The organism is Bacillus sp. PS108 (genome assembly GCF_037963335.1).
Taxonomy (GTDB): Bacteria; Bacillota; Bacilli; order Bacillales; family Bacillaceae; genus Bacillus; species Bacillus subtilis.
Map to the genome: position 1 here is coordinate 3,421,452 of NZ_CP150155.1, position 25,199 is coordinate 3,446,650.

Below are 25,199 nucleotides of genomic sequence, written 5' to 3' on the forward strand. Positions count from 1 at the left end.
GAATCATCCTTTGTTTGATGTTTGAATGGAAGAAATGATGCGTGCCGGAGCACCGGCCGCCGTTACCCTGTCAGGTATGGGACGGATCACCGCGGAGCCGGCTCCGACAATGCTCCAAGCCCCGATTGTGATCTGCGGTATGACGGATGCACCAGTTCCAACGTGAGCGCCTTCCTGAACGGAAACCGCTCCTGACAGCGTGACACGCGGGGACAGATGAACGTAATCGCTGATTTGATTATCGTGCTCTGCCACTGCACCCGTATTGATGATGCAATGAGCGCCGATGCGCGCATCCGCCTGAATGATCGCGCCCGCCATAATCACTGTCCCTTCCCCAATGACAGCCGACCTGCTGACGATGGCTGACGGGTGAATCAATGTAATAAAATCATCTTTCCTCAGTCCCAGTCGCTCCGCCAGCTGTTTTCTGACACTGTTATTCCCAACAGCAATCAGAAACAGCACATCAGGAATGAGCCTGCGCAGTTCAGTAACGGCTTCCGGCGGTCCTGTGTACCATTCTTTTCCGCCTTCGAACGTTTTGAATTTATCATCCAGCACCGCGGCTAAGCGCGTATCTGAGCGGGCGTTTATCAGCTCTCTGATCACCTTTCCGTGTCCGCCGTCACCCACAATGGCCACGTTTTTCATGAGGACACATCTCCGCTTCCGGTAAACCGTTCCGCGGTCACATGATTGGTTTGCTGAATCCCTTCTGAAACAAGGACCTTTCGCACCGTCAAACATAAAATTTTCAAATCGAGAAAAAATGACCGGTTGTCAACGTACCAAACATCTAATTCAAATTTCTTTTCCCAGGAAATCGCGTTTCTGCCATTGATTTGCGCCCAGCCTGTGATACCCGGCTTCACCTCATGGCGCCGTGCCTGTTTTTCTGTATAAAGAGGCAGATAGTCCATCAAAAGCGGCCGTGGCCCGACAAGGCTAAGATCGCCCTTCAGGACATTCAGGAGCTGCGGAAGCTCATCAATGCTCAGCTTTCTGATCAGCCTGCCCGTTTTCGTCAGCCGGACTTCATCTGGCAGCAGATTTCCCTCACTGTCCCGTTCATCCGTCATTGTCCGGAACTTATATAGGGTGAACGGTTTGCCGTGCAGGCCTGGCCTTACTTGCTTAAAGAAGACAGGTGATCCTATTTTCAGCCTGACAACGGCGATGGTGAACAGAATGATCACACTCGTACAGCACAACAAAAAAATGGCGGCCGTCAGATCAAAAAGTCGTTTCAGGATCAAAGATTCACAGCTCCTTTCGTTTTTCGAAACCGTTTTAATACCAGCTGTCTTTCCTCTTTTGTACAAACGAGCATAAAAGCGAAAACAGCGTAGAAAAAGCTGACTGTCACTCCCGTCGCTATCAGTGACGGCCAGCTGTCAATCTTCACAATGAACTGAATTGCCTTACAGACCGTCCAGGCAAATACAGCGGCTGAAAGAGGCCCGATTATGCCTTTAAAGAACACGTGCTTTTTGTAGCCTGTAATGCGGGATACGTAAAGCGGCGTAAAGATGGCATTTTTTAAAATAAGAGAAATGGCCCCTGCCAATGTTATGCCGTACAGACCGAGATGAGCCGGCCCGCTCAGCGTGACCGCCAGCACCACATTCACCGCACCTAACAGCAGGGTAACAATCGCCGGTGTTTTTTGTTGATTAAAAGCGGTCCATATATAAAACAGCGGCATAAAGGCGAGGCTGACAACCAAGTATCCGGCATGAATAAATAAAAGCGGTGCTATCGTTGAAAAGGACGGTCCGAGCCAGATTGTCAGAAAAGGTCCCGCCAATCCGCCCAATAAGGCAGCAGGAAGTGCAAGCAAAAGACCATTGAGCCTTACTGCCTTATTGGCGTAATTCATCAATCCGTCCATATCGCCTTTTGAATAATATGAAGTCATGATGGGCGCAAACAGGGATGCGACCGTTCCGGCCAAGCTGCGCAAAAGCAGCGGAAACTGGATAATCGCCGCGTATTTCCCGGATGCAGACGCCCCCAGCATCAAATTGGCGGTTAACAGATCAATCTGCAAAAAAAGCAGGACGCCGATTTGATTGACGGAGCTCCATGCGCCCGCTTGAAACAGCTCCTTGCTTGTGCGGAATGAAAGATCCTTCATACGAAACGAAAACCACGGAATCAGCTTTTTGAAGAAATAGAAAGACAGCACAGACGCAATAACAGCACCAGCTAAAGCTGCAAGCTGGATCTGCCAGATTTTCGGCGCAAAGCATGCAAACAGGAGCAGCACAGACAGCACCCGTATAAGCATTTGCACCGCCTGAATGGAACTGGTGATATAAAGGCGGTTGGCATAAAATGGTGCAGCGCCGAAACCCGCCATCAGAAACGTTAAAATAAACAGCAAACTGCCGATTAAAATCGACAAACGCACATCAGCCAAAAGCGCTTGCGGCACATTCATGACGCGGTCAATAAAAAAAGCCGAACCCGCAAGCGGCAGCAAGAGCAGCAATGAAATCAAAACAGAGGCCGCTAAATAATTGCTGATATACGCATTTGCTTTCTCCCGCTCTCCCCTGTGGGCAGCAACAGAAAAGAACCGAACGACAACCGAGCTGAGCGCCACGGTAATAATCGAAAAGTAATTAATCACATTTTGTGTCAAGTGAACAAAGCCAAACGCTTCCACACCGAGCGTTTTGACAATAAAAGGCGTCATCCAAACCGATAGGAAAACGGACAAGAGAAAAGCCGTGAGATTCGCGCTGAAATTTATCGTGAATTTCATGCCTGCTTCGCACTGCCTTTCATTGTCCCCCGCTGCTCGAAAAACAGCTTGATGAGAAAAGTGAGCCGCCATTTACACAGTGCTAATACCAAGCGCTCTCCTCTTAATAATTTCTCATGCTGAAACGGTGTATGTCTGACAGCCTGCCGCACCATGTCATAGGATAAAATCTGTCTGATCTTCTTTTTGATGTCTTTCGGCGAATTCGGAGAAGCACAGGCATTTGCCAAAAGCATCGGAAGCTGGTGCCTGCAAATGTACACATTCAAATCTTCTTTACATGCGCCTGCTAAGCCGTAGTGATTGTAGAATGCGATTTTAGCCTGATATTGTTTTTGAAGATGTTCATCCATCGCCGGCTTATAAGGGATTTCTGTCAGGCTGTTCGGGTTTTCACGATAAATGTACAATCCCTCATCAAGCATTTTCACCCGCTCCGCTTCGCAAAAAGCGGACAAATTGAAGGGAGAGTCTTCAGCAAAACGGATGTCTTCATCAAACATCAGATTCGCCCTATCAAAAAGCTCACGGCGGTAAAGATAACGCCATACATACCAGATAAATCTCGTTTCGTGAGCATGTTTAAGCCGTTCAGTCATTTCTCGTTTTGTCAGCACGCGGTTTGCCTCAAGCTGCGGCGGCACATATGTCCGCCTGTCCGATGACTGTTTGTAAAAACCGCATCCGACGATGTCGAGCCGATTTTCCTCCGCTTCTTCAGCCAGCCTCTGGAACATGGCGGATGATACATAATCGTCTCCGTCTACAAAGCCGATGTAAGTGCCCCGCGCGGCCTTTATTCCCGTATTTCGCGCTGAACTAAGCCCGCCGTTTGCCTGATGAATGACCCGGATTCTCGCATCCCGTTTTGCATAATCCTCTGCAATTTCGCCTGAACGATCCGGTGTTCCGTCATTCACGAGGATGATTTCAATATCAGAAAGCGTTTGACGAAGCAAAGAATCAATGCACTCCCCTATAAATGGTTCAACATTATACATCGGGACAATAATGCTGACGAGCGGGGTCATTGCGCTTCACCGCTGATTTTGTCACGCAGACCTTTAAAATACACATCTCTCGGAAAGCCTGCACGGGATGTTTCTTTTGTTAAAAGCTCATTGACTGCGGCTGTTACGCGCTCTGGCTCCGGATGTTCTATCAGCTTCATGAACGGGATGTCTTTAAGCCATTGATAGCCCTCCATCACCTTATGGTCAAAGGAGCGAATGACAACACACGGCGTTCCTGTCAGCGCGCAAAAAATCATGCCATGAAGCCTGTCAGTGACGACGGCTTCTGCGCTTTGCAGCTTAGACCACAGCGCTTCAAGTTCTTGTTCGCGTGTATCGCGGCTGACCCGGCGGCCGATCGTTGTCGTAAAGGATTGGATCTCGCCGAATTCCTCACATAGCGCAGCCTTGACCCGGTTCCTCTGGTCCTCCTGAAGCACGCTTTCCTGATCCTCGCGCAAACACATATAAACCCCTTCGCGTTCTGCGGGGGTCTTGCTTCTATCTAAATACAGCACCATGTCCGGCTGCTTCAAAATTGTTTTTTCTTGAAAATGCTGTTTCATAAATTGATACGTTGTTTCATCCCGTGCCATGAGCAATAGGCCGGGGTGCGCATTATAAATTTTCTGTGCCCGTTTCAGCTCTTTGCGCCCCTTTTTCGTGTCAGAAAAATGAGCCGTTGCCGGAAGCTGGATAACCCGATAGTCACGGAATGTTTTAATGATGAAGCGGCGCGTCCACTCCTCATAACGGTATAAATCCCCCATGTTTCCGCCGCCGATGATAAAGACCATATCCTCCGGATGGCGCGAGCGGATCAGGCTTTTTGCTGATTTGTAAATGTCCTTCATATCAACCTCGACGATGTCAAAGCCCGGGTATTCTTGCTCAAGAAATGCCTTGCTGGCATAAGCAATTGCGTGATCTCCCAAATTGTCATGGGACGGCAGTAGGGTCAGTATGATTTTTTTCTGATGTGCTGCGGCCTTTACCGGTTGATCTGCCGCTCCCAGCCAATATTGGGACGGATATTTGACCTTTAGCAGCAGCCATTCTGCAAAATTGATTTTCAACGATTGTAACGACATGTCCTCACCCTCTGTTTCTCATTTTGTACTCGATCACCCGCTGATACACAGCCGATGCCATAGCGACGAACGGAATCATTCTGTATTTCGCCATCAGAAGAAGGCATGACCGTTTTGCGTCAAAAGGAGCAGTACCCGTTTTTGAAAGACTTTCTTGAAACACCGGGTCCGCGCATATCACGCCAACATTTCTAAGCTTTTCAAACAGCCGGCGGCTGCCGCTCGTTTTCCATTCATTCAGCATACAGATGCTGCTGTGAAGAACGATAAAGGTATCAAGCTCCTTGCGATACTCCTCCAGTTTGTTGTTCTCCTGTAAAAACGCCGCATTCGCCTCATACAGCGCAAGTCCTGATTCAAACAATTTTTTCTGATAGCGCTGCACAATGGAGGAAAGGTGAATTCGGTAATGATAGAGCGGCGTTTTTACGTAGGATACTGAGCGGGCGAAAAAATGAGCCCTGAAGCTGAAAAACTGATCCTCGACATGCTCCAGCTCGCCTCGGAGCGGAAACGACAGCCGATGGGCTTCAATCATGCTTCTTCTGTACAGTTTGTTCCATGAAAACCCTCTGACCTTCCCTTCGAATAACGCCTTGATATAGTGCTCCTTCGGTTGATCCTGATAGGTTTGGGCAATGTCAGAGTCCATGGTTTTGCCAGTGTCCTCAAACTCTGCGGCGTAATTGCAAATGACCAGATCAGTTTCATCGCCTGCTGCCCGGAGCATCTGCTCGCAATAATCAGGCTCAATCCAATCGTCTGAATCGATAAACGCGATAAATTCGCCGCGTGCTGCCTCAATGCCTTTATTCCGAACCGCACCGAGACCCTGGTTCTCCTGATGAATCACCTTGAACCTGTTGTCCATTTTGGCGTATTCTTCTGCGATATCCGGGCTGGCGTCAGTTGAACCGTCATTGACAATGATGATTTCAATATTGTCCACTGTCTGGTTCCGCAGTGATTCGAGACACGTTCTGATATATGTTTCTGTGTTATAAACAGCGACTAACAGACTAACCGCAGGTGTTTCCATAATGACCGGCTCCTCTTGCATAAATTACCGGGAAAAAATCGTTCTGTAAGGCAGAACGGATGAATCAACCGGCATAAGCAAATAACTGTAAAGAAAATAACAAACAACGATAGCGATATAGATAAGAGCGTTCGATTTTTCATCAAATATCCTGACAAAATAAGGGACTAAGATCATTTGATACAGACCGAAATAAATATTGAATCTGGCAAAAATCACGTCCTTTGTGGCCAAAAGGCCGAACAAAAAACCAAGCAGGCACAAATTAACGACAATATCGATTTGCGGCCACAGACTCCGCAGTCGTTCTTTATAGCAAAATGCAAGGAACAGCGGCAGAACCAACACAGCGATTTTGATCACATTCATTCCATTTGTGTTCGTCATGAGCCATTTTTCATAATGGCTGTATGAGCTGTTTTCAAGTACAACGACAAACACAGAAATAAATTTTTGATATAAAAATGTCATGCCGAGAAATAAAGCGGATAGGCCGAATATCGCCGGAGACCAGGCTTTTCTTCTGACAATAAAGTACACCGGAATCATAATCAGCGCCGACGAATGAAAGAGCGAGCTGACCAGCACAATCAGGAAATATCGCTTCCAGTTCCCGCTGATGATATAACGGATCGCCCAAAACAAAGCAGCTGCCACCATGTATTGCCTGATGCCGTTAAAAGACGCGTAGTAATGAAAGGTTCCCAAAAACAAAAAGACACTCAGCTCAAACGGCCTGCCATAGTCGGCGAGTGTCTTCATAATAAAGCTGTAGGTCACGACCGCCACCGTAAAATACATGATTTGAGGATCTTCCGTGATGAAATTCATCAGCCAAAGGAGTGCGGTAAACCCCGGATCTGTCGCTGTTTTCGCTGTGCCGAAACCGAATATCTGCCACACATTTTGATAATCGCCCGCCAATTCGTACAGCAGCGTGTACGTCTGAAAATCCGTGCCGACTCGATAGCGGAGACCTGACACGAGCACAAGTGAAGCGAGCGGAATCCAGATCAAAAGCTTATTCGGCCGATACCCCGTGGCAAGCGAATCGTCACGGCCGCCGCACATTTTAGCGAACCAAGACCAAATAAATACAATCCCCATATTGACGGCATATACAATCATCGGTTATGGTCCTTTTCCGTGCTGATGTTGTATACATTCAGCAGCGCTCCTACATTTTGCTGTGCATCGTAGCCAAGTTGAGCGAGTGTTTCTTTGATGAACTCACGCTTCGGCCTGCCTGCGGCGGCCGCCCTTGCAATGGTTTCAGCCCAGACGCTGATCGGTTCAGAAAGACTTAATCTTGTGACAAGCCCGAGACCGGCGTCGACTTTTTCTGTAATGCTGTCTGAAATGATGCATGGAAGCCCCGACGCCTGCGCTTCCACAAGCACAACCGGCAAGCCTTCGTACAGAGACGGCATGACAAACACATCAAATGTGCGCATCAATTCATGGATCCGTTCTTCAGTGCCTAAAAAGAGAACATCTGATAGCAGATTCTGCCGGCGCGCCTTCTCCTCTATCTCCCCGCGCAACGGCCCGTCTCCCGCCAGAACGAGCTGAAAGCGAACGCCTCTTTCTTTGAGATGTGCGGCAAGTTTCAGCAGGAACGCGTGGTTTTTCACTTCATGAAACCGGGCCACATGGCCAATGATGAGCCGGTCGGCTGCAATGCCGCGTGCTGCTTTTTCTTCATCAGCCGCCTGCCCATTTGGGGCGAACAACTCAAGGTCAATCCCGTTTGGAAGAAGGTGAACACGCTCCCGCTCCATATTGGACTGTCCAAATAAAAACCTGCCCGCATCCTCTCCGCAGGCACACAGCGCTGTCGCATTCGCCAAGATGAGCCGCCTGAACACCAGCAGCTGCAAGCGATCCTTCCAATTGAAGCCGGTCTTCCAAGACGTATTGTGGGAGTGGCATACCCTGACCGGCACTCCGGCAAGCCTTGCCGCAAGGGCGATAAAACCCGTTTGGAAATCCGTGTGCGCATGAACGGCGCTGAACGGCCCGTTTTCTTTTATCGCGTTTCTCACATTCCTCACAAATGTAAGGGGATTGCTTTGCCCAATGCTCGGGACATAAAAAAGCCGCCCGCCTAAAGATAAAATCTCTTCATCGTAAGCGCACGGATCATTTCGATACGTTAAAAAGTCAAATTGCACTTTGCTTTTGTCCATTTTCCGATATAAATTCATCACCATGGTTTCCGCGCCGCCCCTGTTCATGCCGCTGAGAACATGGAGCACGCGTTTTTGGCTGCTATTCATGCTTGACAAGCCCTTCCTTTTGGTTCATCACTCTTTTTTTGTGGTAGCGATTCATCACGGCTGCAGGCATAAACGCGCGGATTAACGGTTTTGCGATATATATGTAATCAGATAAAGGAAGCTTCAAGCGTCTGCACGCCTGATAGACAAGAATGGCATTGTCAATTGAATACGTAAATGACCGCCGTTTGAATGCATCGCTGTCTTCCCTCACTTTATACAAGGCTTCCTGAAGATTATAGCCCCTGAAGCCCTCTTCAAAAAAGCGAAGCCACAAATCAATATCTTCCATTCGTCTCGTTCGCCGCACCGACCGGTAGCCTTTCAGCGTGCGGTAGGCACTCGCTCTCATCATAATCGTGCCGTGGCAAAATGGGGTCCCTTTTGCCATGATGCCCGGCTCCGGAACAGAAGGCAGAATGCGGGCGCCTCTTACGCCAAATTCATCAAACACAAGCATGCCGGTGCCAACCACCTGATAGTGTCGGTGCTTTTCTAAAAACGCGACCTGCTTTTCCAGGCGGCGCGGGAACGAAAGATCATCTCCGTCCTGACGTGCGATATAATCGCCTGTCGCATGCGAAAGACAATGATTTAATGATGCGGCAAGCCGCTTATTTGTTTTGTTTTGAATCAGTTTGATGCGGTCGCTGTAATGAGCGGCATACTGCTTCGCGATACGGAGCGTGCCGTCTGTTGACGCATCATCGCACAAAATCAGCTCCCAATTTTTATAGGATTGGCTGAGTATGGATTCTATGCTTTCTGCCAAAGTGCGTTCGCAATTATAAATGCCCATAATGACAGAAACTTTCGGTCCTGAGTTCATACGCTTTTCTCCTTTGTATCCATATCCATGTACGCGGAATAAATATCTGCCATTTCTTCCACCGTTCGCGCCTCCGAGAAGCGCAAGGCTGTTTTTCGGCCTTCCTGTCCCAGCTTTCGGCAGAGCTCCGGCTTATGGTAAAGCTGTTCAATCCGGCGGGCAAAAGCAGCACTGTCACCGATTTTGATCAGAAAACCGTTTTCTCCGTCGCGGATGATTTCCCGATGCCCGCGATTATCTGTGGCGATCGCCGGTTGTTCTGCCGCCATTCCCTCAAGCACATTCATACCGAGGCCTTCTCTAATGCTGGATGCGACAGATACATCCGCAAGCTGAATCAACTCATGTATGTCGCTGCAAAAGCCGTAAAAACAGACATGGGCGGAGGCACCAAGCTTTTCAGCTAACGTTTGATACGTATGTTCCATTGCCCCTTCCCCGGCAAACACAAGGCGGAGTGAGGGAATTTTTTCTTTTAGCAAGGCTGCGGCTTCAATTAACTGCTTCTGGTTTTTGTTCAGATTGAGCTCAGCCGGATAAACCAATATAAAATCATCTTCACGGAACCCGTGCTTTTCTCTGAGTCTTTGCTGCTCTATCGGACTGACAGGCCGGAAACGCTCGGTATTGACGCCAATGCCGTGAATTTTCTGCGTCCTTCCGCCCGGCCTTTGAAGTCCTTTCGCCCGTATGTAATCCTCTTCATTAATCGTAATCAGGCAGTCTGTATATGCTGAAAGCCATTTCTCAACCGGATAGTAAAGAAGCCAATTTTTCATCGGTGCCCCTTTGCAGAAGTGAAATCCGTGCGCTGTGTACAGCACCTTTGTTCCGTGCCGCCGTGCCTGCCTCGCCGCCAGTCTGGCGAGAACGCCGCCGACCGGTGTATGGCAATGGACAATGTCGTATTCATAGGTGTCAATCACTTTCTTCAGCTGCCTATAAACGGCCAGGTTCTGAGGGTCAAAAGGTGACCTGCGAATCGGGATGGAGAATTTCTCATCCACATACGGCAGCTTGGTTTGTCCGTTCGCGGCGACATGAACCTCCCAGCCCATTTGCTTGAACCATTTAAAATAAGGGAGGTGAAAGGCCTTAAAATGATAATCAACAGTCGCGCAAAACAATATCTTTTTCGTCATTTTCACTCCCCCTAATGAACGCTGGCAGCCGTCATTTCTTCTGATGTATTGATTGCCGCAAACAGCCTCGCTCTCAGGTCGGCTTCCGGCAGCTCATGAAAATCCTCGATAAAGCGCATCAGCACCGGCCAATCGCCGTCCACCGCTTTACCGATGTGAATTTTCGGAAAGATTTGTTCAGTATGGACTTCATTTTTGTTCAGCAATTCTTCATACATTTTTTCGCCCGGACGAATGCCTGTGAATTCGATTGGAATTTGCTCTGTCGTGTAGCCGGACAAATGAATGAGGTTTTTGGCAAGATCTACAATCTTTACGGGCTCTCCCATATCGAGAACGAAAATTTGACGCCCTTTCGCCAGTGCCCCAGCCTGAATCACAAGCCTTGATGCCTCGGGAATCGTCATGAAATAGCGGGTCATTGCCGGATGTGTTACTGTCACCGGGCCGCCTTTTTCAATCTGTTTTTTGAAAATTGGAATGACGCTGCCGCGGCTCCCGAGTACATTGCCGAAGCGAACAGCAACAAATTTGGTTCTGCTGACTTTTCCAAGATTCATAATAATCATTTCCGCGAACCGTTTTGTCGCCCCCATTACATTGGCTGGGTTCACCGCTTTGTCCGATGAAATCAGCACGAATGTCTCTGTTCCCGACATATCGGCTGCTTCCGCGACATTTTTTGTTCCGATAATATTGTTTTTGACCGCCTCTTCAGGATTGTGTTCCATTAAAGGCACATGCTTATGGGCAGCTGCATGATAGACAACATGAGGCTCGTATTTTTTCATCAAGGTAAACATTTTATCGCGGTCCTGCACATCAGCGATTTCCGTATGAAACACAATGTGTTTGCCGAATCGTCCGTTCAGCTCTGTATAAATCGAATGAATGCTGTTTTCCCCATGGCCGAGCAGAATGATTTCCTTAGGCTGAAACGCACTGATCTGACGGCAGATTTCCGAGCCGATTGATCCGCCCGCTCCCGTGACGAGAACTGTTTTTCCTTTGATGCGGTTCGAAATTTCGCTAGTGTCGAGGGTTACCGGCTTTCTGCCGAGCAAGTCCTCAGCTTTTACATCTCTGATTTGTCCGGCAGTTCGTGTGCCAAGCAGCATTTCATCAAAATGAGGCATAATTTTAATGCTTACTCCTGTTCGCACACATTCTTTATATAACACCTGAAGGTCATGGGTGCGGAGTGAAGGAATGGCAATAATAATATAATTAATTTTGAGCTTTTGCACCGCAGGCATGATACTTTCTTTACCGCCTATTACGGGCAGTCCCATAATTTCTAATTTATGCTTCGTTTGGTCGTCATCAATAAAAGCGACAGGTATGATATCAGGTTCATCTTTCGAAAGCAGCTGCCTGACCATCAGAGTCCCACCTGAGCCCGCCCCGATAATCAGCGCGCGGGACGAGGCGCAGCTTTTTTTCCTGATGCTTTCGTTTAATACTCTAGATAAAATACGGGTTCCTCCAATAGACAAAAGCTGAAGCACCCAGCACGCGGTTAACAGACGGAAGAACATCGTATGATACACAGCATACTGAATGATACCGGTCACAGCGGCGGAAAGCGTAATGCCCTTAAGCAGGACAATCAGCTCGCCGAGTCCGGTGTATGTCCACACCTGTTTATACTGATTGAACAGGAAAGCACACACATGATAGCTGAGGAGCAAGCTGACAGCGGTAAGCAGTAATGCTCCGGAGTCATAAAATTGATAGGAATCTTTTAAAAATTGATATCCTGCAATAACTGAATTTAAAACGAGGTAAGTATCCAGCGCAATAATCATTGACAGTCTTCTCCGGTAACTCAACCTTTTCCCCCCTAATTCTTTTATCGGTTTAGCTGCGGCGGTTTTCGTCTCTCCAAAAAATCGGCAGCAGCTAAACCGACAATACGTCCTATGTATATATGAGATAAGTGGGCATTTAACCCATCCTCACGCCCCGCCAGCGACGACCAGCATCTAAGGCAGCAACTTCAGCTGCCCACAGCAGAGCCGAGTGCCTCCATTGATACAGGTCAGGAGACATCACCTTTACAAAAACTAGTAGGAATAGTGTTCCGATTTTTTCATTTTCTTTTTGTTTAAAAGAGCGCCTAACAGCTTCGCATTGGATTGTTCCAGTGCATCTTTTGCTTTCAGAACGGTATCGGTTTTTGTTTTTCCGCTTAAAACGACGAGCACGCTGCCGTCTGTTTGATTTGCTAGAATCTGAGCATCTGCAACAGCCAAAAGCGGAGGGGAATCAAAGATGACGAGGCTGAATTGTTCATAGATCTCAGATATTAAGTCTCCCATTGCTTTTGAAGACAGCAGTTCTGCCGGATTTGGCGGGGTCGGCCCGCTTGTCAGTACATATAAGTTATCGATCGGCGTCTTTTGCACCGTCTCACTGAATGAAGCATTGCCGACCAGCACATTTGTCAGCCCGGTTACATTATCAACCTGAAACGTTTGATTGATGGTCGGCTTTCTTAAATCGGCATCCACCAGCAGTACTTTCTTTTCCTGCTGCTGCGCAAAGACAGCCGCAAGATTCGCTGCACTGAACGATTTACCTTCACCAGGCACAGAGGAGGTGACGAGGATAGATCGCAAGTTGGTCTGGACAGATGAGAACTCAATGTTTGTCCGAATGGTGCGATATTGTTCCGCAACAACTGATTTATTGTGTAAAACAGATATTTGAGCCAAACCTCGCCTTGCTTTCTTTTTTCTAAAGATCACTCGCTTCACTCCCCGAAATGTTTTATCCCGCGATTCCGCCCTTTGTGGACATCAGGAACGGAGCCTAAGCATGGCAATCCGGTTCTCTCGCTGAGCTGCCGTGCGCTTTTGCAAGTATCATCGAGAAAATGCAGAAAAAATGCCAGTGTAATGCCGCCCATGACAGCAGCGCCAAAAGCCATGACCATATTTCGCAGCCTGGCCGGCTTGATCATCGGGCTTTCAGAAGCCTTCGCCTCTGATAATATATGTACGCCTTGTACATTCATTCTTTCATCTACTTCTTTTTCAAACTTGTTCACTAACGTGTTCGCAATCTCAGCCGCTTTCGCCGGGTCGTGATCCTGGACGGCAACGTTGATAATTTCTGATTCATTTTCACTGCTGGTAACAACTTTTCCTTTCAGCGAGGAAGCCGATTCAGATAGGTGCAATTCCGCCTTTACTTCTTCCATCAAGGCAGTGCTTTTCATAATCGATTGGAACGTGCTGCTATACTGAAGATTTCGCTGGATGTCACTGAGATTCGAGTTTTCTTCACCGTCTGATTCATGAACCAGCACCTGTGTCGACGCCTGGTAGGTCGGTGAAATGACCTTAAATTGCACAAAACCCATAATAAGGGTGACGCCGATTGTGATGAGCAGAATCAGCACGAATCTGTGTCTGACAATCGCATATAATTCTTTGAAACTCATATTCTCATTCATGTATTCATAGCCTTCAGCCTTCCCGCGGCTGGCTTCCCGCGCCCCTTTCTGTTAATGATTGGATTATAAAAGAAAACGTTATTATTTAAAAATTGCAAAATAAGCCAATAAGTTCTCTTTAGAGAACAAAATCATGATTTTCCTCTAATTTACTGCACTTCCCTTATTATTTTAAATTTTATAAAGAACGAAAAATTCCTTATAATGAACGAAATAACGACAGGAATAGAGGAGAATTTCATATTATGATTGGAAGAATTATCCGTTTATACCGTAAAAGAAAAGGCTATTCTATTAATCAGCTGGCTGTTGAGTCTGGCGTATCCAAATCCTATTTAAGCAAGATTGAAAGAGGCGTTCACACGAATCCGTCCGTTCAATTTTTAAAAAAGGTTTCTGCCACACTGGAAGTTGAATTAACAGAATTATTTGACGCAGAAACAATGATGTATGAAAAAATCAGCGGCGGTGAAGAAGAATGGCGCGTCCATTTAGTGCAAGCCGTACAAGCCGGGATGGAAAAAGAAGAATTGTTCACTTTTACGAACAGACTCAAGAAGGAACAGCCTGAAACTGCCTCTTACCGCAACCGCAAACTGACGGAATCCAATATAGAAGAATGGAAAGCGCTGATGGCGGAAGCAAGAGAAATCGGCTTGACTGTCCATGAAGTCAAATCCTTTTTAAAAACAATGGGAAGATGATGATCGGTTAAGGGCTAACGTTCGCATCTATAGGGTAAATCTGTTTATAATGGGGGAAAAAGGGAGAGAACACAATGACTCATCAAATAGTAACGACTCAATACGGCAAAGTAAAAGGCACAACGGAAAACGGCGTACATAAGTGGAAAGGCATCCCCTATGCCAAGCCGCCTGTCGGACAATGGCGTTTTAAAGCACCTGAGCCGCCTGAAGTGTGGGAAGATGTCCTTGATGCCACAGCGTACGGCCCTGTTTGCCCGCAGCCGTCTGATTTGCTGTCACTTTCGTATACTGAGCTGCCCCGCCAGTCCGAGGATTGCTTGTTTGTCAATGTATTTGCGCCTGACACTCCAAGCCAAAACCTGCCTGTCATGGTTTGGATTCACGGAGGCGCTTTTTATCTCGGCGCGGGCAGTGAGCCATTGTATGACGGATCAAAACTTGCGGCGCAGGGAGAGGTCATTGTCGTTACACTGAACTATCGGCTGGGGCCGTTTGGCTTTTTGCACTTGTCTTCGTTTGATGAGGCGTATTCCGATAACCTTGGGCTTTTAGACCAAGTCGCCGCACTGAAATGGGTGCGGGAGAATATTTCAGCGTTTGGCGGTGATCCCGATAACGTAACAGTATTTGGAGAATCCGCCGGCGGGATGAGCATTGCCGCGCTTCTCGCTATGCCTGCGGCAAAAGGCCTGTTCCAGAAAGCAATCATGGAAAGCGGCGCTTCCCGAACAATGACAAAAGAACAAGCGGCAAGCACTGCGGCTGCCTTTTTACAGGTCCTTGGGATTAACGAGGGCCAATTGGATAAATTGCATACGGTTTCTGCGGAAGATTTGCTAAAAGCGGCCGATCAGCTTCGGATCGCAGAAAAAGAAAATATCTTTCAGCTGTTCTTCCAGCCCGCCCTTGATCCGAAAACGCTGCCTGAAGAACCAGAAAAAGCGATCGCAGAAGGGGCTGCTTCCGGCATTCCGCTATTGATTGGAACAACCCGTGATGAAGGATATTTATTTTTCACCCCGGATTCAGACGTTCATTCTCAGGAAACGCTTGATGCAGCACTCGAGTATTTACTAGGGAAGCCGCTGGCAGAGAAAGCTGCCGATTTGTATCCGCGTTCTCTGGAAAGCCAAATTCATATGATGACTGATTTATTATTTTGGCGCCCTGCCGTCGCCTATGCATCCGCACAGTCTCATTACGCCCCTGTCTGGATGTACCGGTTCGATTGGCACCCGGAGAAGCCGCCGTACAATAAAGCGTTTCACGCATTAGAGCTTCCTTTTGTCTTTGGAAATCTGGACGGATTGGAACGAATGGCAAAAGCGGAGATTACGGATGAGGTGAAACAGCTTTCTCACACGATACAATCAGCGTGGATCACGTTCGCTAAAACAGGAAACCCAAGCACCGAAGCTGTGAATTGGCCCGCGTATCATGAAGAAACGAGAGAGACGCTGATTTTAGACTCAGAGATTACGATCGAAAACGATCCCGAATCTGAAAAAAGGCAGAAGCTATTCCCTTCAAAAGGAGAATAAATATGGGGAAAACAGGATACATTGGTGCTGCCATTGTTGTGGCAGCTTGTATCATTATTTTGTCGGCCGTGGTATGTTTACGGGACACAGTCTATTACCAGCCTATGCGCTGGACTGGCATCATACTGTTTTTCGCGGAAATTGTGATGGTTCCCGCATACTCAGCAAAAAGAAAACCCGGAAAAGAGAAGTAATTCTCTTTTCCGGGTTTTTATGTTTATTATAATCTTCCCGCGCGAATATCGTCTGTCATTCCCTCATAAGGAGCCTTCGAAATCACTTCTTCGTTGTCGACTCCTTCATTTTTCAGAAATGTAATTTCCGCAAATTCAGGTACAACGTATTTTGGATACGTTTCATATTTTTCGCGGGATTCTTCCATCAAATCAATGTGGTCATTTTGGTAGCAAACCGTAATTTCAGGATGTTCATGCACCCATTTCGGGAAGAAAATAATGCCATGCATGCGTTTTTCATTTGGCATAAAGTTTAATGAAACATCCGTGCCAGTCGGCTCTGTCCAAGACACTTTATATACGCCTTCTGTCAGTTTGACAATATTCACTTCCTGATCCCGAACCCAGCGTCCGGCAACCATTCCGCTATGAATTCTATAATCAATTGTATGGTCGTTTTTAATATAAATCTCGTATTCCCATCCGTTTTCATACGTATAAATCATGTGGCTTCCGATAAAGTTTTCCATCTTACACACTCTCCTTAGTCTTTTACTGCACTTCATAAATGTCTAGTCGAACGTAATCAGGGGTTCTTTCTGCGGAACCGATAAACAAGCGGTCATGGAGCCATTGATAGACTTCACTGCCTGTTTCAAACGTCGGTACCGTACGAAAATAAACATGCTCCGGTTCAATAATTTCCCCGGCTGCCGCTTGTTTTCGAAACGGCTCGCTGACTTGCCGTATTCCATTGTTTTCAATGTAAATCAGTTCATGATCTGCTGTTTCGATCACATACCTGGCAGATAAATCGGTTCTGCCGTCAGCGCGAATCATTTGCGAATCGGCACCGCCCGGCAAAATACGTCCCTTTACTTCCCCGGTTATTGTTCCCGAACGAATCGGAATGAATCGTCTCAGTCCCAGGCCTGTCTCACCAATCGTGATAGGCGGATCAACCTTGATTTCTAAAGAGGCGAATGGTTTTAAAACCGGCTTCTTCACGAGAACCACCTCACCTTCAGAAAAAATCATGTAACTATTTACATGTTTAATTTAACACTATTGCAGTTAACTGTCAAACAATAGGAACATAAAAAAACAAGGACTGTTTGAAGACAGTCCTTGTCTGAAGCTAGCTTTGATATGCAAGATATGTGCTGACAGTGCTTTTGGCAAGACAGGCAGAGGAATCTATAATCGGAATCTCACTTTGAGTATGATCTAACACCGCATTTAAATCCGTGCAGGCTGAAATAATGATGTCTGCATGCTGACTGATTTCTTCATATAGCGTCTGCCACAATGCTTTTGAATGCTCCATATAATTTGGCTGTTTGATTGCGGCGATAAGCTGGTTCACAGCCTGCTGCCAATGGTCCTTGTGAACAACTTCTTGTCCATTTGCCTTCAGAACTTTTTGGTAGATGGCGGATTGGATGGTTGGCTCTGTTCCTAAAACCACCGCTTTTTTTGCAGGATGCGGAATCTCTTTTATCGTTTCCTCAACGATATGCAACATAGGAACCGACAATGCCTGCTGAATCTCTTCATAGTAGATATGCGCCGTATTACAAGGCAGCGCAATGAAATCCACGCCTGTTTTCTCGAGCTTTACCGCTCCGTCGATAATCGCTTTTTTCATCTCGTCATGGTCAATTGGACGATCTGCATAGAAGGGCGTCGGGCATGAATAGATCATCATGTGCGGGTAGTCAATATCGTTTGAAGCCCCATACAGCTTCTGACAGTAATCAATCACCTTATCAATAAACGGCGAGGTCGATTTCGGCCCCATTCCGGCTAATATTCCGATCATCAAATTCATTCCTTTCTACTTCGTACGGACCGCTTCTTCCTCTGAGCCATCCTCATAGAGGATAAAGCTTTTCGCAGCATCCCCGCCTAACATAAACTCGACTTCAACAGACAATGCTCGCAGAAAAAAACGCGTTTCCGAGGAAGGAAATAACTCCAGTCTCAGCTGTCCGGCGATCTCCAAATAAAGCCGTTCATTCTCGGCTGTCACCTGTGCAGCCGTTCCATCCTGCAACAGGTAGCTGCCAACATAGCGGCTGTATATCGCCGTATCAATTGCTTTTTTCTTTTTATCAGCAGGACGTTCCGGGACCTCATATGGCTGGCCAAATAGAATATGTTCCGCCGCCTTCAGAATCGCTTGTTCATATTCAGTATCCTCTTCCTTATTACTCAAATAGATCAGTGTTTTACGATGATCGATATATCGGATCATCAACGTCGAATAGCCGGGCCATCCTCCGCTGTGGCTGACAATCCGCCCTTTTTCAGGACTGTTTTGCAGTACCCAGCCAAAGCCATAATCAATTGTTTCTCCATTGTTGAGGCGCACTGGAGAAAACGCAGATTCCTTAGAAGCCTTGCTGATGAAATCGTCCTGATATAAAGCCTGATCAAATCGAAACAAATCGCTTGTGACAGAGTTCACCGTCCCATCTCCCTGTATGCCATCGAGATACACAACATAGTTCGTTTCCTCCAGCTCATCAGGGAGGACGTATGTTTCGGAATGTACATCATACACATATCCATATGCATAATGATCAATTCGCTCAGGCGAAAGCCTCCTGTTATACACTCTTGTTTCATTCATGCCTGCCGGTAAAAAAATACTTGTTTTCATAAAATCCGCATAGCTCATGCCAGATACTTTTTCAATGATAACCGCCAGCAGCACATACCCCGTATTGCTGTACATCCAGCCTTCATTCGGTTCAAAATAACCAGATAGCCCCTCATTCATCAGCATATCGACAATATCCTGATTCACCGCAATCTTGTGTGAATCCCAATTGGCAAAAAACCATCCCATATAATCAGGAAGCCCTGACGTATGGTTCAATAAATGCCGAATCGTTACGCCCTGATACGGAAAACCGGGCAGCCAGCGATCCACTTTATCCTCATAGCCAAGAATCCCCTTCTCCTCCAGCAAGATGATTCCCAATGCTGTAAAAGGCTTTGACAAAGACGCTAACTCAAACAAAGAGTTGGTTTTCAACGGGCGTTTTTCCGTCATTTCCGCATAGCCAAAAGAGTGGTGATATAAAATATCGCCACCCTCCGCAGCCAGAACCGTCCCGTTAAACTGATGTTTTTCGCCTAATGTCTCAAATAACGTCTGAAGATGCTTTCTTTTATTCTGCTTCATTCCTCCACCTCCCATATCTCTGTACGTTACTAACCTACTAATGTTTCAAATATTTCGAAAAATACTTCAGTTAGAGATCCTTTTTAACCCATCACATATACCTGCCGTTCACTATTATTTAGTGAAATGAGATATTATGATATTTTCTGAATTATGATTTAAAAGGCAACTTTATGCCCATGCAACAGAAGCTATAAAAAATACAGAGAATGAAAAGAAACAGATAGATTTTTTAGTTCTTTAGTCTCGTATCCCGCAAATCCTTTTATGATTTTCTATCAAACAAAAGAGGAAAATAGACCAGTTGCAATCCAAACGAGAGTCTAATAGAATGAGGTCGAAAAGTAAATCGCGCGGGTTTGTTACTGATAAAGCAGGCAAGACCTAAAATGTGTAAAGGGCAAAGTGTATACTTTGGCGTCACCCCTTACATATTTTAGGTCTTTTTTTATTGTGCGTAACTAACTTGCCATCTTCAAACAGGAGGGCTGGAAGAAGCAGACCGCTAACACAGTACATAAAAAAGGAGACATGAACGATGAACATCAAAAAGTTTGCAAAACAAGCAACAGTATTAACCTTTACTACCGCACTGCTGGCAGGAGGCGCAACTCAAGCGTTTGCGAAAGAAACGAACCAAAAGCCATATAAGGAAACATACGGCATTTCCCATATTACACGCCATGATATGCTGCAAATCCCTGAACAGCAAAAAAATGAAAAATATCAAGTTCCTGAATTCGATTCGTCCACAATTAAAAATATCTCTTCTGCAAAAGGCCTGGACGTTTGGGACAGCTGGCCATTACAAAACGCTGACGGCACTGTCGCAAACTATCACGGCTACCACATCGTCTTTGCATTAGCCGGAGATCCTAAAAATGCGGATGACACATCGATTTACATGTTCTATCAAAAAGTCGGCGAAACTTCTATTGACAGCTGGAAAAACGCTGGCCGCGTCTTTAAAGACAGCGACAAATTCGATGCAAATGATTCTATCCTAAAAGACCAAACGCAAGAATGGTCAGGTTCAGCCACATTTACATCTGACGGAAAAATCCGTTTATTCTACACTGATTTCTCCGGTAAACATTACGGCAAACAAACACTGACAACTGCACAGGTTAACGTATCAGCATCAGACAGCTCTCTGAACATCAACGGTGTAGAGGATTATAAATCAATCTTTGACGGTGACGGCAAAACGTATCAAAATGTACAGCAGTTCATCGATGAAGGCAACTACAGCTCAGGCGACAACCATACGCTGAGAGATCCTCACTACGTAGAAGATAAAGGCCACAAATACTTAGTATTTGAAGCAAACACTGGAACTGAAGATGGCTACCAAGGCGAAGAATCTTTATTTAACAAAGCATACTATGGCAAAAGCACATCATTCTTCCGTCAAGAAAGTCAAAAGCTTCTGCAAAGTGATAAAAAACGCACTGCTGAATTAGCTAACGGCGCTCTCGGCATGATTGAGCTAAACGATGATTACACACTGAAAAAAGTGATGAAACCGCTGATTGCATCTAACACAGTAACAGATGAAATTGAACGCGCGAACGTCTTTAAAATGAACGGCAAATGGTACCTGTTCACTGACTCTCGCGGGTCAAAAATGACGATTGACGGCATCACGTCTAACGATATTTACATGCTTGGCTATGTTTCTAATTCTTTAACTGGCCCATACAAGCCGCTGAACAAAACTGGCCTTGTGTTAAAAATGGATCTTGATCCTAACGATGTAACCTTTACTTACTCACACTTCGCTGTACCTCAAGCGAAAGGAAACAATGTCGTGATTACAAGCTATATGACAAACAGAGGATTCTACGCAGACAAACAATCAACGTTTGCGCCAAGCTTCCTGCTGAACATCAAAGGCAAGAAAACATCTGTTGTCAAAGACAGCATCCTTGAACAAGGACAATTAACAGTTAACAAATAAAAACGCAAAAGAAAATGCCGATATCCTATTGGCATTTTCTTTTATTTCTTATCAACATAAAGGTGAATCCCATATGAACTATATAAAAGCAGGCAAATGGCTAACCGTATTCCTAACCTTTTTAGGAATATTGCTGTTTATCGACTTATTTCCAAAAGAAGAACATGACCAAAAAACAAAATCAAAACAGAAGCCGGACTACCGGGCGGCATATCATTTTACGACGCCGGATAAATGGAAAAATGACCCTCAAAAACCGATCTATTTTGATGGCAAGTATCATTATTTCTATCTATATAACCGGGATTACCCAAAAGGCAACGGCACAGAATGGCGCCATGCCGTCTCAGAGGATTTGGTGCACTGGACCGATGAAGGCGTGGCGATTCCGAAATATACAAACCCGGACGGTGACATTTGGACCGGTTCCGTCGTAGTTGATAAAGAGAACACAGCCGGCTTCGGGAAAAATGTGCTTGTCGCGATTGTGACACAGCCCTCAGCCAAAGACAAAAAACAGGAGCAATATTTGTGGTACAGCACAGATAAAGGAAAATCATTCAAATTCTACAGTGGCAACCCCGTTATGCCTAATCCGGGTACAGACGATTTCAGAGATCCGAAAGTCATATGGGATGACCAAGATAACAAATGGGTCATGGTCATGGCTGAAGGATCAAAAATCGGCTTTTATGAATCCGATAATCTTAAGGACTGGCATTACACAAGCGGATTCTTCCCAGAACAGGCGGGAATGGTGGAATGCCCCGACCTCTACATGATGCGGGCAAGCGACGGAACGAATAAGTGGGTTCTCGGTGCCAGCGCGAATGGCAAACCGTGGGGCAAACCAAATACGTACGCCTACTGGACCGGAAGCTTCGACGGAAAAGAATTCAAAGCGGATCAGACTGAAGCCCAATGGCTTGACTATGGCTTCGACTGGTATGGTGGTGTGACGTTCGAAGACAGCAAAAGCACAGATCCATTAGAAAAGCGGTATGCGCTTGCCTGGATGAACAATTGGGATTATGCCAACAACACCCCGACAATGAAGAACGGCTTTAACGGCACAGATTCTGTCATACGCGAAATCCGGCTGAAGGAGCAGGATGGAACATACAGCCTCGTCTCACAGCCGATTGAAGCTTTGGAGCAGCTGACTGTTTCAACTGACGAAATAGAGGATCAGGATGTGAACGGATCAAAAACATTGTCGATAACAGGTGATACGTACCAGCTTGATACGGATCTTTCTTGGTCAGAGCTAAAGAATGCAGGCGTCAGGCTCAGAGAATCAGAAGACCAAAAACGCCATATTGATGTCGGTATTTTCGCTGAAGGCGGCTATGCTTATGTCAATAGAGCAGCCACAAATCAGCCTGACAAAAGCAATACCTATGTTGAAAGCAAAGCTCCTTATGATGTAAGCAAACGTAAAGTGCATTTGAAAATACTTGTCGATAAAACAACGATAGAAGTATTTGTTGGCGACGGGAAAACCGTTTTTTCAAATGAAGTCTTCCCAAAGCCTGAAGATAAAGGAATTACCCTTTATTCTGACGGCGGCACAGCCTCCTTCAAAAATATAACAGTGAAACACTTTGATTCGATTCATGAATAAAAACAGGGGCGGCGCAGGCTGCCCCTGTTTTTTTATTAGGAGCGGTATTCTCTGTTACATATTGGGCATTGTAAGGAATATAAGGCTGGTTTCAAAGGAGGAAGCGAATGTCTAAACAAGGAAATTTTCAAAAATCAATGTCGCTGTTTGATCTGATTTTGATTGGGATGGGAGCCATCTTTGGATCAGCGTGGCTGTTCGCTGTCAGTAATGTCGCTTCAAAAGCAGGGCCCTCCGGCGCTTTTTCCTGGATCCTCGGAGGAGCCATTATTTTGTTAATCGGGCTTGTATATGCGGAGCTCGGAGCCGCTCTGCCCCGTACCGGAGGCATCATTCGATACCCCGTTTATTCACATGGCCACCTTGTCGGCTACTTAATTTCGTTTGTCACGATTGTCGCTTATACAAGCTTGATTTCAATTGAAGTGACAGCTGTGCGCCAGTATGTGGCCTATTGGTTTCCCGGCCTGACCATTAAAGGGTCTGATTCGCCGACCATTTCCGGCTGGATCTTGCAATTTGCCCTATTATGCTTGTTTTTCCTGCTGAATTATTGGAGCGTCAAAACCTTCGCTAAGGCGAATTTCATCATATCGATATTTAAATATATTGTGCCGATTACCATCATTATTGTGCTGATCTTTCATTTTCAGCCGGAGAATTTATCCGTTCAAGGATTTGCACCGTTTGGATTTACAGGTATTCAGGCTGCCATCTCGACAGGCGGCGTCATGTTTGCGTATCTCGGCCTGCATCCGATTGTATCTGTAGCAGGTGAAGTCCAAAATCCAAAACGCAATATCCCGATCGCTTTAATCATTTGCATCATCGTTTCAACCATCATTTATACTGTTTTGCAGGTCACCTTTATTGGTGCAATCCCGACAGAAACACTGAAACATGGCTGGCCGGCAATTGGCCGGGAGTTCTCATTGCCGTTTAAGGATATTGCGGTCATGCTCGGGTTAGGCTGGCTTGCAACGCTTGTCATTTTAGACGCCATTCTGTCTCCCGGTGGAAACGGGAATATCTTTATGAATACGACATCCCGCCTTGTTTACGCCTGGGCGCGTAACGGCACATTATTTGGCATATTCTCAAAGGTCAATAAAGATACGGGGACACCCCGCGCTTCGCTTTGGCTTTCGTTTGCCCTGTCCATTTTCTGGACACTTCCCTTTCCTTCGTGGAACGCGCTCGTCAATGTCTGTTCAGTCGCGCTCATTCTTTCATATGCGATTGCACCCATTTCTTCAGCTGCGCTGAGGGTCAACGCGAAGGACTTAAACAGGCCGTTTTATTTAAAGGGAATGAGCATTATCGGGCCGCTTTCCTTTATATTTACAGCGTTTATCGTGTACTGGTCAGGATGGAAAACAGTCTCCTGGCTGCTCGGTTCACAACTCGTGATGTTTTTGATCTATCTCTGTTTCAGCAAATATACGCCTAAAGAAGATGTCAGCCTTGCTCAGCAGCTGAAATCAGCCTGGTGGCTTATCGGGTTTTATATTATGATGCTGATCTTTTCCTACATCGGTTCTTTCGGACATGGTTTAGGGATTATCAGCAATCCCGTCGACCTCATTTTAGTCGCGATCGGCTCACTTGCGATTTATTACTGGGCAAAGTATACCGGTCTCCCAAAAGCCGCCATTGATTACGATAAATAAAGAAGCAAGAGGTTTTCTTGCTTCTTTATTCTTTACAAACAAACATACACGCGATAAAATGAATGAGAGTCAGTCATTACTGGAGGTGTTCCTCATGCCAAAACAAACATCGGGCAAATATGAAAAAATTTTGCAGGCTGCCATAGAAGTCATTTCTGAAAAAGGCCTCGACAAGGCTTCTATTTCTGATATTGTCAAAAAGGCCGGCACTGCCCAAGGAACATTCTATTTGTATTTTTCATCTAAAAATGCCCTCATACCGGCCATTGCAGAAAATCTTCTCACCCATACACTTGATCAAATCAAAGGTAGGCTGCATGGGGACGAAGATTTTTGGACCGTTTTAGATATATTAATTGATGAGACATTTCTCATTACAGAACGCCATAAGGATATTATTGTCCTCTGTTATTCCGGGCTTGCGATCGACCACTCCATGGAAAAATGGGAGACGATCTATCAGCCTTATTATTCCTGGCTTGAACAAATCATCAACAAGGCCATTGCAAACCATGAGGTAACGGAAGGAATCAATTCAAAATGGACGGCCAGAACGATTATCAACTTGGTCGAGAATACTGCGGAACGATTCTATATCGGATTTGAACAAGATGAAAATGTTGAAGTGTATAAAAAGGAAATTTTCACTTTCTTAAAACGGAGCTTAGGTACTGCTTAAAAAATGACTGGGTAACACCGCTC

At 46.0% G+C, this 25,199-nt stretch carries 24 protein-coding genes; 7 read left to right on the forward strand and 17 right to left on the reverse strand.

The window, feature by feature from the left end:
- Positions 1-3: 3 nt before the first annotated feature.
- From NSQ16_RS17805 to NSQ16_RS17865, 13 genes are all read right to left on the reverse strand, one after another.
- Positions 4-654, reverse strand: coding sequence for an acetyltransferase (locus tag NSQ16_RS17805; RefSeq protein WP_014480944.1), 651 nt, complete (start codon positions 652-654; stop codon positions 4-6).
- Entirely contained in the window at positions 651-1,259 is a 609-nt protein-coding gene (locus NSQ16_RS17810) for a sugar transferase (protein WP_014480945.1), read from the reverse strand. The genes NSQ16_RS17805 and NSQ16_RS17810 overlap by 4 nt, the downstream gene beginning before the upstream one ends.
- Positions 1,256-2,773, reverse strand: a complete 1,518-nt coding sequence (locus NSQ16_RS17815; RefSeq protein WP_327836465.1) for an MATE family efflux transporter — start codon at positions 2,771-2,773, stop codon at positions 1,256-1,258. The genes NSQ16_RS17810 and NSQ16_RS17815 overlap by 4 nt, the downstream gene beginning before the upstream one ends.
- Positions 2,770-3,804 (reverse strand): glycosyltransferase, encoded by a 1,035-nt coding sequence (locus NSQ16_RS17820; protein ID WP_326146964.1) that lies wholly within the window; start codon positions 3,802-3,804, stop codon positions 2,770-2,772. The genes NSQ16_RS17815 and NSQ16_RS17820 overlap by 4 nt, the downstream gene beginning before the upstream one ends.
- A complete protein-coding gene (locus NSQ16_RS17825) occupies positions 3,801-4,877 on the reverse strand; it encodes a polysaccharide pyruvyl transferase family protein (RefSeq protein WP_326146963.1) in 1,077 nt (358 codons plus the stop codon). Before NSQ16_RS17825 ends, NSQ16_RS17820 begins: the two co-directional genes overlap by 4 nt.
- A gap of 4 nt (positions 4,878-4,881) precedes the next feature.
- Positions 4,882-5,916 carry a glycosyltransferase gene (locus tag NSQ16_RS17830; RefSeq protein WP_129138203.1) on the reverse strand — a complete coding sequence of 345 codons (1,035 nt, stop codon included), beginning with the start codon at positions 5,914-5,916 and terminating at the stop codon, positions 4,882-4,884.
- Positions 5,917-5,940: 24 nt separating this feature from the next.
- Positions 5,941-7,044, reverse strand: a complete 1,104-nt coding sequence (gene epsG, locus NSQ16_RS17835; protein ID WP_015714749.1) for a biofilm exopolysaccharide biosynthesis protein EpsG — start codon at positions 7,042-7,044, stop codon at positions 5,941-5,943.
- On the reverse strand, positions 7,041-8,195 hold the full coding sequence (locus NSQ16_RS17840; RefSeq protein ID WP_230488642.1) for a glycosyltransferase family 1 protein: 1,155 nt from the start codon (positions 8,193-8,195) through the stop codon (positions 7,041-7,043). Before NSQ16_RS17840 ends, epsG begins: the two co-directional genes overlap by 4 nt.
- Positions 8,188-9,024 (reverse strand): glycosyltransferase EpsE, encoded by an 837-nt coding sequence (gene epsE / locus NSQ16_RS17845; RefSeq protein WP_003244557.1) that lies wholly within the window; start codon positions 9,022-9,024, stop codon positions 8,188-8,190. Before epsE ends, NSQ16_RS17840 begins: the two co-directional genes overlap by 8 nt.
- A complete protein-coding gene (locus NSQ16_RS17850) occupies positions 9,021-10,166 on the reverse strand; it encodes a glycosyltransferase family 4 protein (protein ID WP_003242735.1) in 1,146 nt (381 codons plus the stop codon). Before NSQ16_RS17850 ends, epsE begins: the two co-directional genes overlap by 4 nt.
- 11 nt (positions 10,167-10,177) lie before the next feature.
- Entirely contained in the window at positions 10,178-11,998 is a 1,821-nt protein-coding gene (locus tag NSQ16_RS17855) for a nucleoside-diphosphate sugar epimerase/dehydratase (RefSeq protein ID WP_230488641.1), read from the reverse strand.
- 234 nt (positions 11,999-12,232) lie between these two features.
- On the reverse strand, positions 12,233-12,916 hold the full coding sequence (gene epsB / locus NSQ16_RS17860) for a protein tyrosine kinase EpsB (RefSeq protein WP_128738262.1): 684 nt from the start codon (positions 12,914-12,916) through the stop codon (positions 12,233-12,235).
- Between the two features lie 5 nt (positions 12,917-12,921).
- On the reverse strand, positions 12,922-13,626 hold the full coding sequence (locus tag NSQ16_RS17865) for a YveK family protein (RefSeq protein ID WP_003228247.1): 705 nt from the start codon (positions 13,624-13,626) through the stop codon (positions 12,922-12,924).
- Positions 13,627-13,871: 245 nt separating this feature from the next.
- Here NSQ16_RS17865 and slrR point away from each other — a divergent pair, with 245 nt between their 5' ends.
- From slrR to NSQ16_RS17880, 3 genes are all read left to right on the forward strand, one after another.
- Entirely contained in the window at positions 13,872-14,330 is a 459-nt protein-coding gene (gene slrR / locus NSQ16_RS17870) for a transcriptional regulator SlrR (protein ID WP_003228245.1), read from the forward strand.
- 74 nt (positions 14,331-14,404) lie between these two features.
- Positions 14,405-15,874, forward strand: a complete 1,470-nt coding sequence (gene pnbA, locus NSQ16_RS17875) for a para-nitrobenzyl esterase (protein WP_327836456.1) — start codon at positions 14,405-14,407, stop codon at positions 15,872-15,874.
- A 2-nt stretch (positions 15,875-15,876) separates the two neighbouring features.
- Positions 15,877-16,068 (forward strand): hypothetical protein, encoded by a 192-nt coding sequence (locus NSQ16_RS17880; RefSeq protein WP_128422416.1) that lies wholly within the window; start codon positions 15,877-15,879, stop codon positions 16,066-16,068.
- A gap of 26 nt (positions 16,069-16,094) precedes the next feature.
- Here the strand turns inward: NSQ16_RS17880 and padC are convergent, their stop codons facing one another.
- From padC to NSQ16_RS17900, 4 genes are all read right to left on the reverse strand, one after another.
- Positions 16,095-16,580, reverse strand: coding sequence for a phenolic acid decarboxylase (padC, locus tag NSQ16_RS17885; protein ID WP_003228238.1), 486 nt, complete (start codon positions 16,578-16,580; stop codon positions 16,095-16,097).
- Between the two features lie 22 nt (positions 16,581-16,602).
- Positions 16,603-17,058: a DUF3237 domain-containing protein gene (locus NSQ16_RS17890; protein ID WP_128422417.1), complete on the reverse strand. Its 456-nt coding sequence runs from the start codon at positions 17,056-17,058 to the stop codon at positions 16,603-16,605.
- A gap of 130 nt (positions 17,059-17,188) precedes the next feature.
- Positions 17,189-17,872 carry a broad specificity amino-acid racemase RacX gene (gene racX / locus NSQ16_RS17895; RefSeq protein ID WP_128422418.1) on the reverse strand — a complete coding sequence of 228 codons (684 nt, stop codon included), beginning with the start codon at positions 17,870-17,872 and terminating at the stop codon, positions 17,189-17,191.
- Between the two features lie 15 nt (positions 17,873-17,887).
- A complete protein-coding gene (locus NSQ16_RS17900; RefSeq protein WP_128422419.1) occupies positions 17,888-19,243 on the reverse strand; it encodes a serine hydrolase in 1,356 nt (451 codons plus the stop codon).
- Between the two features lie 538 nt (positions 19,244-19,781).
- Here NSQ16_RS17900 and sacB point away from each other — a divergent pair.
- From sacB to NSQ16_RS17920, 4 genes are all read left to right on the forward strand, one after another.
- Complete coding sequence (gene sacB, locus NSQ16_RS17905; RefSeq protein ID WP_001022105.1) at positions 19,782-21,203, forward strand: levansucrase; 1,422 nt, start codon at positions 19,782-19,784, stop codon at positions 21,201-21,203.
- Positions 21,204-21,276: 73 nt separating this feature from the next.
- Positions 21,277-22,827: a 2,6-beta-fructan 6-levanbiohydrolase gene (gene levB, locus NSQ16_RS17910; protein ID WP_160221831.1), complete on the forward strand. Its 1,551-nt coding sequence runs from the start codon at positions 21,277-21,279 to the stop codon at positions 22,825-22,827.
- A gap of 107 nt (positions 22,828-22,934) precedes the next feature.
- On the forward strand, positions 22,935-24,497 hold the full coding sequence (aspP, locus tag NSQ16_RS17915; protein WP_003228228.1) for an aspartate/proton symporter AspP: 1,563 nt from the start codon (positions 22,935-22,937) through the stop codon (positions 24,495-24,497).
- Between the two features lie 94 nt (positions 24,498-24,591).
- Positions 24,592-25,176: a TetR family transcriptional regulator gene (locus NSQ16_RS17920; protein WP_003228226.1), complete on the forward strand. Its 585-nt coding sequence runs from the start codon at positions 24,592-24,594 to the stop codon at positions 25,174-25,176.
- Positions 25,177-25,199: the final 23 nt, after the last annotated feature.